This is a genomic window from Paraburkholderia sp. BL18I3N2 (assembly GCF_003001875.1).
In the GTDB taxonomy this organism is placed as follows: Bacteria; Pseudomonadota; Gammaproteobacteria; order Burkholderiales; family Burkholderiaceae; genus Paraburkholderia; species Paraburkholderia phytofirmans.
Genome location: NZ_PVNC01000005.1, coordinates 425582 through 441589, shown reverse-complemented (window position 1 = coordinate 441589; position 16008 = coordinate 425582). Strand labels below are relative to the sequence as shown.

General features: G+C 63.1%; 20 protein-coding genes, 1 tRNA gene and 1 pseudogene. 17 read left to right on the top strand and 5 right to left on the bottom strand.

Features of this window, described 5'->3' with window-relative positions; genetic code table 11:
- The first annotated feature begins 100 nt into the window (after positions 1-100).
- Positions 101-385 (top strand): DUF1488 domain-containing protein, encoded by a 285-nt coding sequence (locus B0G75_RS17520; RefSeq protein WP_041758889.1) that lies wholly within the window; start codon positions 101-103, stop codon positions 383-385.
- Between the two features lie 334 nt (positions 386-719).
- Here B0G75_RS17520 and B0G75_RS17515 read toward each other — a convergent pair whose 3' ends face one another.
- Positions 720-1718: an NAD-dependent epimerase/dehydratase family protein gene (locus B0G75_RS17515; protein WP_106307853.1), complete on the bottom strand. Its 999-nt coding sequence runs from the start codon at positions 1716-1718 to the stop codon at positions 720-722.
- Positions 1719-1854: 136 nt separating this feature from the next.
- Between B0G75_RS17515 and B0G75_RS17510 the strand changes: the two genes are divergently transcribed.
- Positions 1855-2754, top strand: a complete 900-nt coding sequence (locus tag B0G75_RS17510) for a TetR/AcrR family transcriptional regulator (RefSeq protein ID WP_106308056.1) — start codon at positions 1855-1857, stop codon at positions 2752-2754.
- Positions 2755-2800: 46 nt separating this feature from the next.
- Positions 2801-3925, top strand: a complete 1125-nt coding sequence (locus B0G75_RS17505) for an enoyl-CoA hydratase/isomerase family protein (RefSeq protein WP_106307850.1) — start codon at positions 2801-2803, stop codon at positions 3923-3925.
- Positions 3926-4018: 93 nt separating this feature from the next.
- Here the strand turns inward: B0G75_RS17505 and B0G75_RS17500 are convergent, their stop codons facing one another.
- A complete protein-coding gene (locus tag B0G75_RS17500) occupies positions 4019-4444 on the bottom strand; it encodes a hypothetical protein (RefSeq protein ID WP_106307847.1) in 426 nt (141 codons plus the stop codon).
- A gap of 504 nt (positions 4445-4948) precedes the next feature.
- On the opposite strand from B0G75_RS17500, the pseudogene ssuD reads away from it, so the two are divergent.
- From ssuD to B0G75_RS17475, 4 genes and pseudogenes are all read left to right on the top strand, one after another.
- Positions 4949-6108 (top strand): annotated as a pseudogene (ssuD, locus tag B0G75_RS17490) (FMNH2-dependent alkanesulfonate monooxygenase).
- A 51-nt stretch (positions 6109-6159) separates the two neighbouring features.
- Positions 6160-7002 carry an aliphatic sulfonate ABC transporter permease SsuC gene (gene ssuC / locus B0G75_RS17485; RefSeq protein WP_106307841.1) on the top strand — a complete coding sequence of 281 codons (843 nt, stop codon included), beginning with the start codon at positions 6160-6162 and terminating at the stop codon, positions 7000-7002.
- A complete protein-coding gene (locus tag B0G75_RS17480; protein WP_106307838.1) occupies positions 6999-8000 on the top strand; it encodes an ATP-binding cassette domain-containing protein in 1002 nt (333 codons plus the stop codon). The genes ssuC and B0G75_RS17480 overlap by 4 nt, the downstream gene beginning before the upstream one ends.
- 47 nt (positions 8001-8047) lie before the next feature.
- A complete protein-coding gene (locus B0G75_RS17475; RefSeq protein ID WP_012432764.1) occupies positions 8048-8263 on the top strand; it encodes a molybdopterin-binding protein in 216 nt (71 codons plus the stop codon).
- Between the two features lie 8 nt (positions 8264-8271).
- On the opposite strand, the gene B0G75_RS17470 is transcribed toward B0G75_RS17475, so the two are convergent.
- On the bottom strand, positions 8272-8565 hold the full coding sequence (locus B0G75_RS17470) for a hypothetical protein (RefSeq protein ID WP_106307835.1): 294 nt from the start codon (positions 8563-8565) through the stop codon (positions 8272-8274).
- Between the two features lie 149 nt (positions 8566-8714).
- Between B0G75_RS17470 and B0G75_RS17465 the strand changes: the two genes are divergently transcribed.
- From B0G75_RS17465 to B0G75_RS17455, 3 genes are all read left to right on the top strand, one after another.
- The gene (locus tag B0G75_RS17465; RefSeq protein WP_041758893.1) at positions 8715-8912 is read left to right on the top strand and encodes a hypothetical protein; all 198 of its coding nucleotides are present in this window, start codon (positions 8715-8717) and stop codon (positions 8910-8912) included.
- A 112-nt stretch (positions 8913-9024) separates the two neighbouring features.
- A complete protein-coding gene (locus B0G75_RS17460) occupies positions 9025-9297 on the top strand; it encodes a hypothetical protein (RefSeq protein ID WP_106307832.1) in 273 nt (90 codons plus the stop codon).
- A gap of 57 nt (positions 9298-9354) precedes the next feature.
- Positions 9355-9723: a glyoxalase superfamily protein gene (locus B0G75_RS17455; protein WP_106307829.1), complete on the top strand. Its 369-nt coding sequence runs from the start codon at positions 9355-9357 to the stop codon at positions 9721-9723.
- A 149-nt stretch (positions 9724-9872) separates the two neighbouring features.
- Here B0G75_RS17455 and B0G75_RS17450 read toward each other — a convergent pair whose 3' ends face one another.
- Positions 9873-10139, bottom strand: a complete 267-nt coding sequence (locus B0G75_RS17450) for a hypothetical protein (protein WP_091794641.1) — start codon at positions 10137-10139, stop codon at positions 9873-9875.
- A gap of 315 nt (positions 10140-10454) precedes the next feature.
- On the opposite strand from B0G75_RS17450, the gene B0G75_RS17445 reads away from it, so the two are divergent.
- From B0G75_RS17445 to B0G75_RS17430, 4 genes are all read left to right on the top strand, one after another.
- Positions 10455-10679 (top strand): hypothetical protein, encoded by a 225-nt coding sequence (locus tag B0G75_RS17445; protein WP_106307826.1) that lies wholly within the window; start codon positions 10455-10457, stop codon positions 10677-10679.
- Positions 10680-10769: 90 nt separating this feature from the next.
- A complete protein-coding gene (locus tag B0G75_RS17440) occupies positions 10770-11015 on the top strand; it encodes a hypothetical protein (RefSeq protein ID WP_012432771.1) in 246 nt (81 codons plus the stop codon).
- A gap of 117 nt (positions 11016-11132) precedes the next feature.
- A complete protein-coding gene (gene dusA, locus B0G75_RS17435; RefSeq protein ID WP_106307823.1) occupies positions 11133-12134 on the top strand; it encodes a tRNA dihydrouridine(20/20a) synthase DusA in 1002 nt (333 codons plus the stop codon).
- Positions 12135-12222: 88 nt separating this feature from the next.
- Positions 12223-12298 (top strand) — tRNA-His (locus tag B0G75_RS17430).
- A gap of 77 nt (positions 12299-12375) precedes the next feature.
- Here the strand turns inward: B0G75_RS17430 and B0G75_RS17425 are convergent.
- Positions 12376-12744, bottom strand: a complete 369-nt coding sequence (locus tag B0G75_RS17425; RefSeq protein ID WP_106307820.1) for a hypothetical protein — start codon at positions 12742-12744, stop codon at positions 12376-12378.
- A 350-nt stretch (positions 12745-13094) separates the two neighbouring features.
- On the opposite strand from B0G75_RS17425, the gene B0G75_RS17420 reads away from it, so the two are divergent.
- The 3 genes from B0G75_RS17420 (at position 13095) to B0G75_RS17410 (ending at position 16008) form a co-directional block, all read left to right on the top strand.
- Entirely contained in the window at positions 13095-14696 is a 1602-nt protein-coding gene (locus tag B0G75_RS17420; protein WP_106307817.1) for a sulfotransferase, read from the top strand.
- Positions 14693-15232, top strand: coding sequence for an adenylyl-sulfate kinase (cysC, locus tag B0G75_RS17415; protein ID WP_106307814.1), 540 nt, complete (start codon positions 14693-14695; stop codon positions 15230-15232). The genes B0G75_RS17420 and cysC overlap by 4 nt, the downstream gene beginning before the upstream one ends.
- Positions 15233-15372: 140 nt before the next feature.
- Positions 15373-16008 carry a trimeric intracellular cation channel family protein gene (locus B0G75_RS17410; RefSeq protein WP_258194519.1) on the top strand — a complete coding sequence of 212 codons (636 nt, stop codon included), beginning with the start codon at positions 15373-15375 and terminating at the stop codon, positions 16006-16008.

Below are 16008 nucleotides of genomic sequence, written 5' to 3'. Positions count from 1 at the left end.
GACCTCGATCCGGCCGCGCGAGTACCATATCGACGTTCTCCGGGGCCGGCCGGTTCTCGCCGGCGCCGGTCTCCCGCCGGATATTTCTGATGAGGCAGCCATGGAAATTCGGTTTCCCGCGGACGCGCCCGCTTACCGCGACTCGAATCTGACCGTTGTCTTTCCCGCACTGGTGGACGGCGAGCCGGTGCCGTGCGCGATTTCCGTGGAAGCGCTCGAAGATCACTTCGGCGCCTACTCCGAGGACCTGGAAGGCTGGATGCGCGCTTTCGACGCCGGACGTCCGCGCATCGAAGCGGTCGCGCGCGAGCACTTGCAGATCAGTAACGGCACGCCTGTGTTGCTGAAGAGCGGCCACTTTCCGCCGGGCAATGTGGCGGGGTGATGGCGCTGTCCGAAAGAGAATGTGGCTACGCGGTCCCTATCGCAACGGCAGCGGATTGGGCGGTCAGACGCGCTCTCGTTGATGAGCAGTTGCGACTGAGCGAGCCATGGCGCGTTTGCATGCGCTGACCTGAAGTGCCGCACGCTGCAAATCATCGCGCAGCTCGCTAACGCCGCCCGCCACCCCCGACTGGCTGGTGAACAGTTGCGACTGAGCGCGCCGTGCGAGCCATAGGGAATTTGCACGCGTTGACCTGAAGTGCCGGAGACGCCGCAAATCACCACGGTGCCCGCCAACGCCACTTGCCACACCCCAACGACCTTCGCGCTGTTGTTCAAGCCGCGCTCGCGGCGCTTCCGTTTGCTCCCGCATTTGCCGATGCCGCCTCGCGCGCGGCATCGAATGCATGGCGGATCCCTTCTTCGTAAGACGTCCTGGCGATCGGGCCAATCAGTTCGGTCAACGCCGAGTCGTCGAGCACGACCGGTTCGGTCATCAGGTAATTCATTTCCACCAGTTCACGCATCAACGGATTGAACAGGCCGAGCACGCGCAGCAGGGTCTTGCCGGCCACCATCAGCTTCGGTTGGCGGCCCGCCAGCGCATAGGCCTGCCGCGCCACTTCGCGCTGCGTGATGGTGCCCGCGCCGGCGAGGTGCCACCAGCGTCCATATGCCTCGGGCGTGCGCGTGAGCTTTTCGAGCACCGGCCCGATATCCGGCAGATAGATGAATTCATGCGGCACATCCACCGGGCCGATCACCTGCGCACGCTTGCCGTTCGCCGCGGCTTCGAACACGCCGTTCAGCAGACTGCGCTCGATATTGGGGCCGTAGAAGTCAGGCAGGCGCAGCACAAGCGTCGAGAGGCCATTGTGACCATGCGCCGCCAGCACCAGATTTTCCTGCGCGAGCCGCATTTGGCCCTTGAACGTGTGCGGCTCACGCGGATGATTTTCGCGGATCGGGTTGCCGCGCGCGCGACCGTACGGATACACCGTGCCGATCAGAATGAAGCGCTCGACGCCCGCCGCCGTCACGCCCGCAAGCGTTCTCTCCATGAGCGGTGGATGCGCGGCGAACTGGTCGTAGGGCACGCCGACCAGATAGATCACCGTCTGCAGACCCTGCGAAGCCGCGCGGATCGAAGCGGGGTCGTCCGGATTCCACGTGACGATCTCCGCGTGCGGATCGTGGCCGAACGCAGCCTCGAGCGGCTGACGCGAGCGGCCGACCACCCGGTAATCGCGGCCCGCCGCGCCGAGCGCCGCCGCGATGATCTGGCCGGCCGCGCCTGCGGCCCCGAATAAACCCACCTTGCCTGTCTCTTGCATGACCACTCCTTGAAGCGGCGCCGCATCGCGTCCGCATGATTTTGTGACTGATGACGAGAAATTTAGTGAACACCGTTCAGTGAACAGTGTTCAGTTTAATTTGACTTTTCAGTTTGTCAACCGGAGAATGTTCGTCATGGGAATCGCTGAACGAAAGAACCGCCAGAAACAGGCACTGCGCGAACGCATCCTCGATGCCGCGCGGCGCATCGTGATGCGCGAAGGGTTTGCCGCGTTGTCCATGCGCAAAATCGCCGACGCCATCGAATATTCACCGGCCACGCTTTATCTGCACTTCGCAAGCCGCGACGAGATCGCGCAGGCCTTGTGCGCGGAAGGCTATGCGCAACTACTGGAAACGTTCGTGCCGCTCGCGGGCATTGCCGATCCGGCCGAGCGGCTCAAGGCGCTCGGCCGGGCGTATGTGGCATTTGGCGTCACGCATCCGGAAACGTACCGGCTGATCTTCATGGAAGATCCGAGCTACACGGGAGCGGCGTTGGGCGGCGTGGTGAAGAGTAAGGCGGTGGCGGAGCCGGTCAACGCCGGTGCGGCGACGAGCGAGGACACCGAAGCCGCGGCGGCTGACGAAGCGAGCAGCGAAACGACCGCTACCGAGGCCGACCCCGGAGAAGCCGCGTTGCACATCATGATTTCCGCGCTCGACGAACTCAAAGCGGCGGGGCGTCTGTCGGCGTCGATGGATGTGGCGGTGTGGGCCGAGGCGTTCTGGGCGAACTTGCACGGCATCGTCGCACTGAATCTGACTTGCCCGGTGTTTCCAACCGCGCCGCTCGATACGGTGGTAGGCGTTGCGCTCGACGCCTGGTTGGGCGCATCGCACGCAGAACGAGCTCCGACGGGCGCCGTGGCCAGCGCCGGCACGCGCAAGAAAAAATCGCCAGAAACGCGCACGGAATCGGCAGCGCAACCGGACAACGATCTCGCCGCTCAACCGTTAGCTAAGAAACCGGCGAAAGCCACAGCGAGCGGTTCCACCGCGCCGCCCGCCAGGCGCAAAACCACGAGCGCGTGATAACGTTCAATTCCACCTCAATCTGCGCGGTTGCGCTTAGCTCTCCATGTCCATTTCCGCCTCGCCCGCCGTCAGCGACGAAGTCGCGACTTACGTAGCCAACCGCATCGGTTTCATCGAACTGGACAGGCCAAAGGCGCTCAACGCGCTGTCGACCGGCATGATTCGCGCGATGCACGCGGCGCTCGACCAGTGGCGCGAAGATCCGGACGTGCTTGCCGTCGTGGTGCGCAGCCAGCACCCGCGCGCGTTCTGCGCGGGCGGCGACATCCGCTTTCTCTATGAATCGGCGCAGCGCGGCGAGCAGGATGCGCGCGACACGTTTTTCATCGAGGAATACCGGCTCAATCACGCAATCTTCACCTTCCCGAAGCCGTATATCGCGTTGATGAACGGCGTCGTGATGGGCGGCGGCATGGGTATTTCGCAGGGCGCGCATCGCACCGGCGGTCTGCGAGTCGTCACGAACTCGACGAAGATGGCGATGCCTGAAACCCGCATCGGCCTGTTTCCCGATGTCGGCGCGGGCTGGTTTCTGGCCCGCACGCCCGGCGCGATCGGCCGCTATCTGGCGGTGACCGGCGAAACGATCGGCGCGGCCGACGCGCTTTACGCGGGTCTCGCCGACATTTACATGGACGACGCGGCTTTGCCCGCGCTGGTCGACACCTTGCGCAGCGAGCGTTTCGAGCGTGGCGCGGACGTGGTGGCGTGCATTGAACGCGAGGCGCTCGCACATCAGGTCGTGCCGCAACCGGAGGCGTCGTCGCTGGCGAACGGGCGCGCGTTGATCGATCGTCACTTCGCGTTGCCCGATGTCGCGCGCATTCTCGCTTCGCTCCAAAGCGATCGCGACGCCGCCGATTGGGCCGAACAGATAATTGCGGTATTGCGCGAACGTTCGCCGTTGTCGATGGCGGTGTCGCTGGAAGTGGTGACTCGCGCCGAAGGTTCGATGGGCGACGTGCTGCGTGGCGATCTCGATCTGACGCGCTCGAGCTTTCTGCACGGCGACACGATCGAAGGCATTCGCGCGCGCATCATCGACAAGGACAACGCGCCGCGCTGGCGCTTTGCGCGCATCGAGGACGTGAACGCCGCCGAAGTCGAGAAGATGTTCGAGAGCCCGTGGCCGGCGAACGAACATCCGCTGCGCGATCTGCGCGGTTAAACCCGAAGAATCGAAGCCGGGCGGCAAGCTATGACGCCGTAGCGCGCGGCATAGCGCCGTTGCAAACGACCGGCGGCTAAGCCGCCGCGCCGCTCATTCCTCGTCTTCGCTCGCCATGAAGGCGCGCATGAACACCAGCGCGCCCCAGCCCCACATCGCATTCGCAGCGAACCCCACGGAGAGGCGCGGCAGCATGTTGCCGCTCGGCCAGATGCCGCGCAGCGGGTCGATCACGAACACGCTCGCGGCCGTCAACGCAATGCCGCCAAACACGAAAGCCGGCACCCACGGGGCACGCCGATGCGGCGCGACGCGCAACAGCCACGCCATCAGCACGGCCCAGAACGCGCTCCAGATCGCGTTGGCGATGAACTCAGGCAAGCCGAGCGGTAAAAAGGGGGCAGTGGAAAAACCGGTCGGTTCGATCATCCCGGCTGCGTGCAGCAGCGCCAGCGTCGATTCGTGGAAGAACAGGGAGGCCAGAAAACCGGCGACGAACGGCAGGATGAGTTTTTGCATGCATTGCACCGCCAGGATACAGGCGGCGTGGTTCGCATGGCCTGTACCGGATTATTCGGAAAACGTGCGCCATTATATATAGACGTACCCCCTTTCCAGCGTACACGCCGCGCAACATCCGTATGCTTTAGCGTCAGGCTAATCACGAAAGTGGAAAACCTAAGCTAAAAAAAATCGTTCAAAAGCCGCAGCCCGATCCATAGACTGTTTCTCCATGCAGACGGCGTTTGCCGCCGTCGCCGTTTAATCGAGCGCATGGCGCGCACGTTTGGTCGAGGGAAGCCGTCGCGATGTCCTGCCTGATGCCGATCTTCATCCGCCGCATGGCGCACGCGCGCCGGCCGGGCCGTTGTCGCCGCTAGCGCGCACCGGCACCGCATTTTTCCGTCTCTTTGCGCTGCACCGTCCGGCTGTGTGCTGGAGGCGTGCGCGCGGCCGGCGTGTGCGCGAACGCTCGACGCACCGTTTTCATTTAATCCAGTTTCGAACCTGCAGGAGCAGCAAATGAATGTGTTCTGGTTCATTCCGACTCACGGCGACAGCCGCTATCTCGGTACGTCCCAAGGCGCACGCGCAGCCGATTACGACTATTTCCAGCAGATCGCCGTCGCCGCCGATACGCTCGGCTACGAGGGCGTGCTGCTGCCGACGGGCCGCTCGTGCGAGGACGCATGGGTCGTCGCGTCGAGCCTGATCGCCGCGACCAAACGGTTGAAGTTTCTGGTGGCGATTCGCCCGGGCATCTCGTCGCCGGGATTGGCCGCGCGCATGGCGGCGACCTTCGACCGGCTGTCGAACGGGCGGCTGCTGATCAATGTCGTGACCGGCGGTGATGCGGCGGAGCTGGAAGGCGACGGCGTGTTCGTCGACCACGACACGCGCTATGAAATCACCGACGAGTTCCTGCACATCTGGCGCAAGCTGCTCACTGCCGCGCATACCAACGACGCGATCGATTTCGAGGGCAAGCATCTGAGATCGAAAGGCGGCAAGGCGTTGTATCCGCCCGTGCAGAACCCCCATCCGCCGCTGTGGTTCGGCGGCTCCTCGCCGGCCGCGCACGACATGGCGGGCGAGCATATCGATACCTATCTGACGTGGGGCGAGCCGCCCGCCGCAGTCGCGAAGAAAATCGCCGACATTCGCGCGCGCGCCGCGGCGCATGGCCGCCAGATCAAGTTCGGGATTCGTCTGCACGTGATCGTTCGCGAGACCGAAGAAGAAGCATGGGCCGCCGCCGACAAGCTGATCAGCAAGCTCGACGACGAAACCATCTCGCGTGCCCAGGCCTCGTTCTCGAAGATGGACTCCGAAGGCCAGCGCCGCATGGCCGCTCTGCACGGCGGCAAGCGTGGCGGCCGCGCGGAACTCGAGGTCTATCCGAATCTGTGGGCGGGCGTGGGCCTCGTGCGCGGCGGCGCGGGCACGGCGCTGGTCGGCAATCCGGAGCAGGTGGCGGCGCGCATGAAGGAGTACGCCGATCTCGGCATCGACACCTTCATTCTGTCGGGGTATCCGCATCTGGAAGAGTCCTATCGCTTCGCCGAACTCGTGTTTCCGTTGCTGCCGAACCGTCGCAAAAGGTGTCGAATGGACCGCTGTCGGGGCCGTTCGGCGAGATCGTCGGTAACAACTATCTGCCGAAGGCGGCGAGTTCGAGCTGAGTCTCGAACTCCGCATGCATGCCCATCGATAAGCAATGAGGAACGAGAAGCATGGCTGAATCCACTGTGAGCGCCGCGCGGCATGAAGGCGCGGAGGCCGGCTCGGGTTTGAAAACGTTGCGCCGGATCGGCGCGCATCTCGCGCCGTGGCTCGCGCCGCTCGCGATTCTGCTGGCGTGGGAATTCGCCGCGAGGAGCGGCGTGCTGTCGACGCGCGTGCTCCCTGAACCGCTCGCGGTCGTCAAGGCCGCGTGGTCGCTGATCCAGTCCGGCGAAATGTGGGCGGACGTGAAGGTCAGCACGTGGCGCGCGGTGTCGGGTTTTGCGATCGGCGGCGGCATCGGCCTCGTACTCGGACTCGCGACCGGTCTGTTCAAGCCCGCCGAGATCGCGCTCGACTCGACCGTGCAGATGGTCCGCAACATCCCGGCGCTGGCGATGATTCCGCTCGTGATTCTGTGGTTCGGCATCGAGGAGCAGGCGAAGGTGTTTCTCGTCGCGCTGGGCGTGTTTTTCCCGATCTACGTGAACACTTTTCACGGCATCCGCTCGGTGGACGCCAATCTGATCGAGATGGCGCGCAGTTATGGCGTGAAGGGTTTCGCGCTGTACCGGCACGTGGTTCTGCCGGGCGCGTTGCCGTCCATTCTGGTCGGCGTGCGCTTCGCGTTCGGGCTGATGTGGGTCACGCTGATCGTCGCCGAAACCATTTCCGCGCAATCGGGCATCGGCTACATGACCATGAACGCCCGCGAATTCCTGCAAACCGATGTAGTGGTGGTCGGCATTCTGCTCTACGCGGCACTCGGCAAACTCGCCGACGTGCTGGCGAAAAGCCTCGAACGCGTCTCGCTGCGCTGGCATCCGGCTTATCAACGAGGAGCGAAATCATGAACGCAACGACCTTGTGTGCCTCGTTCAGCGGGATTGCCGGCAGCGATCTCGAAGCCGAGTTGGCGCACGATCGTAACGTCGATCATGACGCGCACGAAGCCGCTGACCTCGAATATGCCGATGCGACGCATCATCATCAATCGCGCGTCGATGCGGGGCCATCGGCCGGCGCGCTCGCACGCAACGACGCGCGCCGTGCCGCGGATTATTCGGTGGAATTGCGCGGCGTAGGCAAAAGCTACGGCGAACGCAAGGTGCTGACCGATTTCAATCTGTCGATCGAGCGCGGCAGTTTCGTGGCGATCGTCGGCCGCAGCGGCTGCGGGAAATCGACCTTGCTGCGGCTCGTCGCCGGGCTGGAGAAGACGACCTCGGGCGTGCTCGAAAAGCGCACCGAAGACGGCGGCCCGATCGACACCCGCATCATGTTTCAGGACGCACGCCTGCTGCCCTGGAAGAGTGTGCTGCAAAACGTGATGCTCGGCCTCGGCCGCAGCGCGCGCGAGGACGCACGCGCCGTGCTCGCCGAAGTCGGCCTGCTGGAACGCGCCAACGACTGGCCCGCGCAGCTTTCCGGCGGCCAGCGTCAGCGGGTGGCGTTGGCGCGGGCGCTCGTTCATCGGCCGCAATTGCTGTTGCTCGACGAACCGCTCGGCGCGCTCGACGCGTTGACGCGCATCGAAATGCACGCGCTGATCGAGCGCCTGTGGCGCGAACATCGATTCACCGCGCTGCTGGTCACGCACGACGTGCATGAAGCCGTGGCGCTCGGCGACCGGATTCTGCTGATCGAAGAAGGGCGCATCGCGCTCGATCAGCCGGTGCCGCTTGCCCGTCCACGGGCGCGCGCGTCGGCCGGTTTCGCCGCGCTCGAAGAACATGTGTTGCAACGCGTACTGAAGACGGCGCCGAATGACGACGCGCTATCCCATCATGCGTACGACGCACGTGACGAAGGCCGTCTCAGGCGGCCGACAGAGGTTCGCTGGGCCGTTTGACATGCTTGACTGACTGTTTCTAAATCGCTTTTCTGGAGTCACTCGATATGGGCATTTCCGCAATCAACGTACGCAATCAGTTCAAAGGCAAGGTCAAGGAAATCATCCGCGGACCGGTCGTTTCCGAAGTCGATGTGGATACGCCGTTCGGTATCGTCACCTCGGTGATCACCACGCGCTCCATCGACGAACTCGAGCTGACGGTTGGCTCGGAAGTGATCGCGCTGGTGAAGTCTACGGAGGTGTCGATCGCGCGTCTGTGAAGCTCGCGCTATTTCGCATTGGCGCCGCTGGCAGGCGGCGCGTGCATCATTTTGTCGTTGGTCGGCTTGCTGGGACGCTTGATCGGCATGTTGTCAGGATTGCTCGAACCGCCTGAGCCGGAGGCGGCCTCGGGCGGCTTGGCCATCGACGAATTGTCGTTTTGCGGCGCTGTCTGCGCCGGTTTTGGCTGCGCTTGTACCGGTTTCGCCGTCTGTGCGAATGCCGTCATGGTGCCGTTCATGCCGAGGCCCGCCGCCAGCGCGACGCCCGTTATCAATCCCGCCCATCTGCTTCGCTTCATATCCGTCCTCCCTGGCGATATCGCCTCACGGTTTGGCGCCGCCTTGCTGGTGGAATCATCTTCGCCACGCATTTCGTGTGCCTCGGCGCACGCCTGCATACGCCCCCAAAACTTGCTAGGATGAATTGAACATGCAGACGGAGACAGCCATGTCAAAGTCATTGAGTCCCGAAGCGGTGGAAGCCTTACGGCGTCTGAACGACGTGGGTGTCGGACAGGATGCGCCGAAGCTGGCGCAGTCCGTGACAGCCGAGCTGCTGGCCGGCGGCCTGGTTGCCGAGGCGAGCGGCGGCGACGTCGAAATCACCTGCAACGGCCGGCAATATCTTTCTGGCGATTGCGATTGATCGTCAGCGCGAAGTCGGCCTGACGTTCGGGTCGAATCGATCCGCGAGCCGTCGAGCGTGCTCGCCGGACAAGTCTGGCCGTCACATTGGCGGCGACACCATGGAGGCGAAGATGGAGCCGAAGGGTCTCGACATGGGGGACTACCAGGAGCGCTATCAGGACTACGACATCGAGGTCGCCGTCGAACAGCTGCTGACGGGCGTCAAAGCGCATTTCCGGGTGTTGCGGGGCGAGGCGGTGGTGATCGACTGGCGGCTCGTGCATATCGACACCTTATGGTGCACTGAGCATGCCGCGGCCGAAGCGGGCTTCCGCGCGGCGCGTGAAGTGATCGACGCGGGTGGTCTTGCCGCCTCGCCGCGCGTTCCTTCCGCATCTGGGTGAAATCGCGCCCGTCTTCGATTAAGCTGGCTGTCCCGCCATGACTAGCCGGAGACCGCTGTGCATCTCGCACGTGCCATCCCGATCATCCGTATCTTCTCCGAGGAAAAAGCCCGCGAATTTTACGTGGACTTTCTCGGCTTCACCGTCGAATGGGAGCATCGGTTCGACGAGAATTTCCCGCTCTATGCGCAGGTGCGGCGTTCCGATCTGATTCTGCACTTGAGCGAGCATCATGGCGACGCCACGCCGGGCTCGACGATTTTCGTGCCGATGCAGGACATCGACGCGTTACATGCCGAACTTCAGCGCAAAGACTACAAATACGGGAAGCCGGGCGTAGAAACGTTGCCGTGGGGAAGGGTGCTGGAGACGGTCGATCCATTTGGCAACCGGATCCGGTTTTGCGAATCGCCGAAGGGCGAATAGGCGCGTGATCGGTCGCCGGGCGGTGAAATGAGTGCCTCGATGCGGTTGCAATGGCGCGTAAACGCAACTGGGCGCCGGCATCATTACTGCATGCGCGGCGCCCAGTTTACCGGTTGCCCTCGTGAGGCAGCCGGTTCAACGGCAACTGCTTAGTGGCCGAAGAAAACCGATTGCGGGCCCGAAACCGGCTCTTTGGCACCCGATTGCGACGACACGTTGTTCACGCCGCCGTAGGCATTCGATTCAGCGTTGGCGCGTTCAGCTGCCACGGTTTGTGCGTTCTGGCCTTGTTGCGAAGCCGGGGCGCCCACCGACGGACGGTAGAACGGTGCCGGGCCATAGCCGCTAGCAAAAGCGGGGGCGGCGATCGAGGCAGAAACAGCAACCAGCAGGGCGGCGATGAGCTTGGTCTTCATGGTGTGACTCCGATAACGTTTCGATTTCAGTTCAGGAAGGCGTCGCAGGGGGCCGGTGAGGTGTGTCTGCAACGTCGATGGAAGGCAGTGTATACCCCTACTATCGAAAATTTGTGCCGATAATCCGAAATTACTGTTCTTGGATCTGAAATAATCGGCTGAGGGGAGGCGGGGCAAGCGTCAGCGGTGGTCCGACCCTGCGGGCCAAGCGGTTTGAGGCGTTAAAGACCCGCGCCGCGGTGCGGGTTAATCGCCGATGGATAGCGTGGTGTGAATCGAACTTCGGGTCGGTTCGTCACCTTGGAGAGCACTTCGATGGACCTGTGGATTCAACCCTGCGCGGATTGCTTCGAGCTTTATGGCTTGCCGTCTGCGCATCGCCCGCATGACAACCTGACGTTGAATAGTCGTGGAGCGGTGAAGGACGAGCGGGCGGAGGAGCACTACACGTGCGTGCGTTGTAGAGCGGCGTTCGCGCGCGTCCTTGCCGGTGAGCCTCGAAAGCAGATATGGCTGTTGCTGAACGCGGGGCAGCACTGATGGCGAGACCGTTCTGCGAGGGGTAACCGTTTCTGATGCCGTCGTGAACCTGGCTGTAAAGTTTTCGGCGCGGCTGCCGAAAACGTGAGCATGAAATATTTCTTCGACTCCAGGCTCGCCGATCGATACGGCTACGGGATGGCCGTGTATATCGCCGCCGAGACCTCCGATCTGCAGCGCGCCATCGATTTGACGAACGCACGACGTCTGCGCGCCGGTCGACGCCTGCTCGAAGACGCGCGAATCGAGGACGTGCTGTCGGCCATGCTCAATACCGGGTTGCTGAAGGCTAGAACGGATGAGGGCGGAACAAACGTGTCGGGGGCGACTCGCTGAAGCTCGGCGGTTGGGTATCAAACAACCGAAGCGCGCGCGACGAGTATCGCCGCCGGTCCGGCGAATTCACGCCTTGCGGTAAAATCGGTGTTTTGAATCAAGCCGTTTGGCCGCCCCATGTCTTCACCTCACACTCCCAGTCCGCGCCGCGTATCGGTCGCACCCATGATGGACTGGACCGATCGTCATTGCCGTTCCCTGCATCGCGTGATCTCTCGTCATACGTGGCTTTACACGGAAATGGTGACGACCGGCGCGCTGCTGCACGGCGATGTGCCGCGCCATCTCGCATTCACGCCCGAAGAAGCGCCGGTCGCTCTACAACTCGGCGGCAGCGAACCCGACGACCTCGCGCGCTCGGCGAAGCTGGGCGAGCAATGGGGCTACGACGAAATCAATCTGAACTGCGGCTGCCCGTCCGAGCGTGTGCAACGCGGCGCATTCGGTGCGTGCCTGATGAACGAGCCGCAGCTCGTCGCCGACTGCGTGAAGGCTATGCGCGATGCGGTGTCGGTGCCAGTGACCGTGAAGCACCGCATCGGCGTGGATGTCGTGGAAGAGTATGGGTTCGTGCGCGATTTCGTCGGCACGATTGCGGACGCGGGTTGCAATGTGTTCATCGTGCACGCGCGCAACGCGATTCTCAAGGGCTTGAGCCCGAAGGAAAATCGCGAGATTCCGCCGCTCAAGTACGAGTACGCGTATCAATTGAAGCGCGACTTTCCGCAACTGGAGATCATCATCAATGGCGGCATCAAGACGCTCGATGAAGTCGAGACGCATCTTCAACACGTCGACGGTGTGATGCTCGGGCGCGAGGCTTATCACAATCCCTATGTGCTGGCCGATGTCGATGCACGCTTCTATGGAGCGGCGCAAACGCCGCTCACACGCGAGCAGGTCGAGGCGAAATTGATCGAGTATTGCGCCGCCGAAATGGCGCGTGGCACGTATCTCGGCGCCATCACGCGCCATGCGCTTGGCCTCTATCGTGGTGAGGCGGGGGCGCGTGGATGGCGACGCGTGTTGTCCGATAGCAAGCGCCTCGCCGCGCGCGATCTGACCATCTTCGATGAGGCAAGACAGCATCTGCGCGAGCCCATCGAAATTTTTGAATAAAGGACTAGGCAAACGGGATTCTTGTTCGTATAATCTCGTTTCTTCATCGACGAGCCAAGTTTTACGGCAAGTCAAGCAGATGTCAGTGGTGGCTGTAGCTCAGTTGGTAGAGTCCAGGATTGTGATTCCTGTTGTCGTGGGTTCGAGCCCCATCAGCCACCCCAAAGAATTCCAGCAGTGAAAGTTTTACGAACGGCGTTGTGAGAAATCACAACGCCGTTTTTGTTTTGGGTTTTCGATTTCAACGCCCACGTCCTCCATGGCCGCCACCGCCGCCGCTCCACGAACTTCCCCCGCCGCTAACGCTGCTGCCGCCGTGAGAACCGCCGTACCCGCCGCCATGCCAGCCACCGCCTCCGCCGTGCCAGCCGTTCCCGCCGTGCCACCCATGGCCGCCATGCCAGTACCCGCCGTGATAACAGCAGGAGCCACCCCAGCCGCCATAGATGCCGACGCTGCCATAAACCGGCGCATACGGTGGCCCGTACGCATAGCCGTAGTCGGGGTAATAAGGTTGTGCGTAGCCATAGTCGTATCCGGGCGCAACCGCGCATCCGGTCAGACTGGCCGTCACCGCCAACAGTGCCATTGATGCAATGAGCCTGCTCACGATTTTCTCCTTCGTATGTGATTGAGAAAGACCGCGTGCTCAGGAGTTCAGCAGCATTTGTGTCCGCAAATTACGGTTTGCGCATGCCATGCCGCGTCGATCGTACAAGCATGGCGATCGAAGGTCATGGCAGTCAGGCGCGGCGACAAGCTTTCCACTAGTTACTCACACCCGGTGCTGTAACAGTTAGTTAAATTTTCGAAACGAAACTGTAGGGCGCGGCTGTTAAGTTGCCTTCAGACAATTACCTTCGACTCCCGACCGCGCCGCTTGCCGGGCCGGATGACAAGATCGCACTCGCTCACTGTCAGGACCGCTCGATGCGAAGCCTGCCAAATATCCAGCCGTCAATGAAGCAAGATCCACCGCCGGCTATCGCATCAGAATTGCGCGCCGAAGGCGACGCCTGTGCCGCGCGCGGCGAACTCGACGCCGCGCTCCGACGTTACGAAAGCGCCCGCGCCCTTGATCCTACTGACGCGCTCGTCCAGCAGCGCCTCGCGGCCACGCTCGCCGCGCTGAACCGGTTTCCCGAAGCTGTCGTCCGCTATCACGAAGCGATCGCGCTCGATCCGCGCGACACGGATTCGCATCATGGCCTCGGCTGGACGCTCGAGCAGATGCATCGCCTCGAACAGGCGGTGGACGCCTATCGCGAGGCGACGCGCGTGAATCCACGGGCCGACGGCTCGCACAACAACATGGGCAATTGCCTGCAGGCACTCGGCCGTTTCGACGAAGCGCACGAAGCGTATCGCCGTGCAATCGAAGCCGCGCCGCAAGTGCCGCTGTATTACCGCAACTTCGTGCAGTCCAAGCGCCTCGCCGCCGACGATCTGGAGTTCCTCGCGATGGAGCGTCTCGTCGGCGATGCCGCTTCCCTCACGCCGGCCGATCAGGCGGAGCTTCACTTCGCATATGGCCAGGCGCTGTCCGACGTGGGCCGCAACGACGCATCGTTCGATCACTTCCTGAAGGGCAATGCGCTGCACCGCGCCGGCGTGCATTACAACGAAGCGGAAACGCTAGGGCTGTTCGCGCATCTGCCCGAACTGATGACTGCCGATCTGCTGGCGTCGAAGCGCGGTCTCGGCGACGCGTCGCAGACGCCGATTTTTATCGTCGGTATGCCGCGCTCGGGTTCGACCTTGATCGAACAGATTCTCGCGAGCCACCCGCAAGTGTTCGGCGCGGGCGAGCGCACGGAATTCGGCGAGGCGCTGGTGAACTGCATCCGCCGCGATCCGGGTGATCCGTTGCGGATCGATATCGAGGCATTGGAAAAAGCCGGCGCCGCGCCATTGCGCGCGCTCGGCGCGGACTATCTGCGCCGCATGCGCAATGCGTTGCCGGAACTGCAGAGCCTGGCGCAAAACGACGAGCGCAATCCGGCCGCGAACTTCACGCACTTCACGCATTTCACCGACAAGTATCCGTTCAACTTCATCAACCTCGGCCTGATCCATCTCGCGTTGCCGAATGCCCGCTTCATTCACAGCAGCCGCGCACCGTTGCCAACCTGCCTGTCGATTTTTTCGCGGATCTTTCACGACGTGCCGTTCAGCTATGATCTCGGCGAACTGGGCCGCTACTATCGCGCATACGACGCGTTAATGGCGCACTGGCAACGCGTGCTCCCCGAAGGTGTGATGATCGAGCTCAAGTATGAAGAACTGGTCGACGATTTCGAAGCCAATGTGCGCCGCCTGCTCGTGCATTGCGGGCTCGAATGGGACGACCGCTGTCTGTCGTTTTATCAGACCGCGCGCCAGGTGAATACGGCCAGTTCCGCGCAGGTGCGCCGGCCGCTGTATAAGACGTCGCTGCAACGCTGGCAGCCGCGGCAAGCGTTGCTGCAACCGCTGCTCGATGGCTTGGGCACGCAGTTGGCGCCGGCGCATCGTGACGAGGCCGGCGAGGTCGCGGCAAGCGGCACGGAGCATCGCTCATGAGCGCGTCGCGCGGCGCCGTGATCTGGATGACGGGGCTTTCCGGCGCCGGCAAATCGACGCTTGCCAACGCTTTGCATCAGCGTCTGAAGGAAGCGGGGCGCGCCGCGGTCGTGCTCGATGGCGACGTGCTGCGGCGCGGACTGAACGCCGATCTCGGCTTCACTCCCGAGGACCGTACCGAGAACTTGCGGCGGATCGCGCACGTCGCGGCGCTATTCATGCAGCAAGGCTTCGTTGTGATTGCCGCGGTGATTTCGCCGGAGCATCGGCACCGGCGCTCGGCGCGTGAAATCGTCGGCGACGGTTTCGTCGAAGTGTTCGTGAATGCTCCGCTGACCGTCTGCGAAGCTCGCGATGCCAAAGGGCTTTACGCTCGCGCGCGGCGCGGTGAGATTCCGCATTTCACCGGTATTTCCGGACCCTTCGAAGCGCCGCTCGCGCCGGATGTCGTGATCGAGAGCGACCGGACGCCGGTCGACGAGTCAGTCGATCGCCTGCTTGCGCATCTGGCCGCGGCGGGGCGTCCTGGCGGTTAGCGCGCTTCGTCCTGAAGCGCGGCGCGCGACGCGCAGCGCCAACCGCACACGCAGATTTTTCACCCGGCCCGCGACGTTTCGCTATACCGTTTCGATTTCTCGGGGACAGAAAGGGTGTAGCGCCGATGCCGACATTCTCGATGCGAAAAATCAGGCAGAACGTCGAAACACTGGTGCTGGCAGCCGACCTGGCGGGCACGGTGGTGTTCGCGGTCGAGGGTGCGCTCAGCGCGATCCGCGGCGGTCTCGACCTGTTGGGCGTGATGGTGATTGCGTTTGTCGCGGCGCTCGGCGGCGGTGTGATCCGCGATCTGCTGATCGGCGATTCGCCGCCGAACGCGATCCGCGACTGGCGCTATCCGGCGCTTACCTTCCTCACCGGGCTGCTCACCTTTATTTTCCATTCGACGGCGCAACAGGTTCCCGTCGCGCTCGTCACCGTGCTCGACGCGGCGGGGCTCGCGCTATTTGCCGTGGCCGGCGTGGAAAAAGCGCTGCTGTTCGGCATCCGTCCGTTTATCGCGATGTTGATGGGCACGGTCACGGGCGTGGGCGGCGGCGTGATACGCGATGTGCTGCTGGCGCGCGTGCCACTCGTCCTGCATGCCGACATCTATGCAACGGCCGCGTTCGCGGGGGCGTTGGTCGTGGTGGTGGCGCGTCGTGCCGGTTTGCCGGCTGGCGCCGCGGCGTTGGTGGGCGGTTCGGCGTGCTTCGTCTTGCGCGTGCTCGCCGTGACTTACGGCTGGCATCTGCCGAAGGTGTCGCCGGTTTGA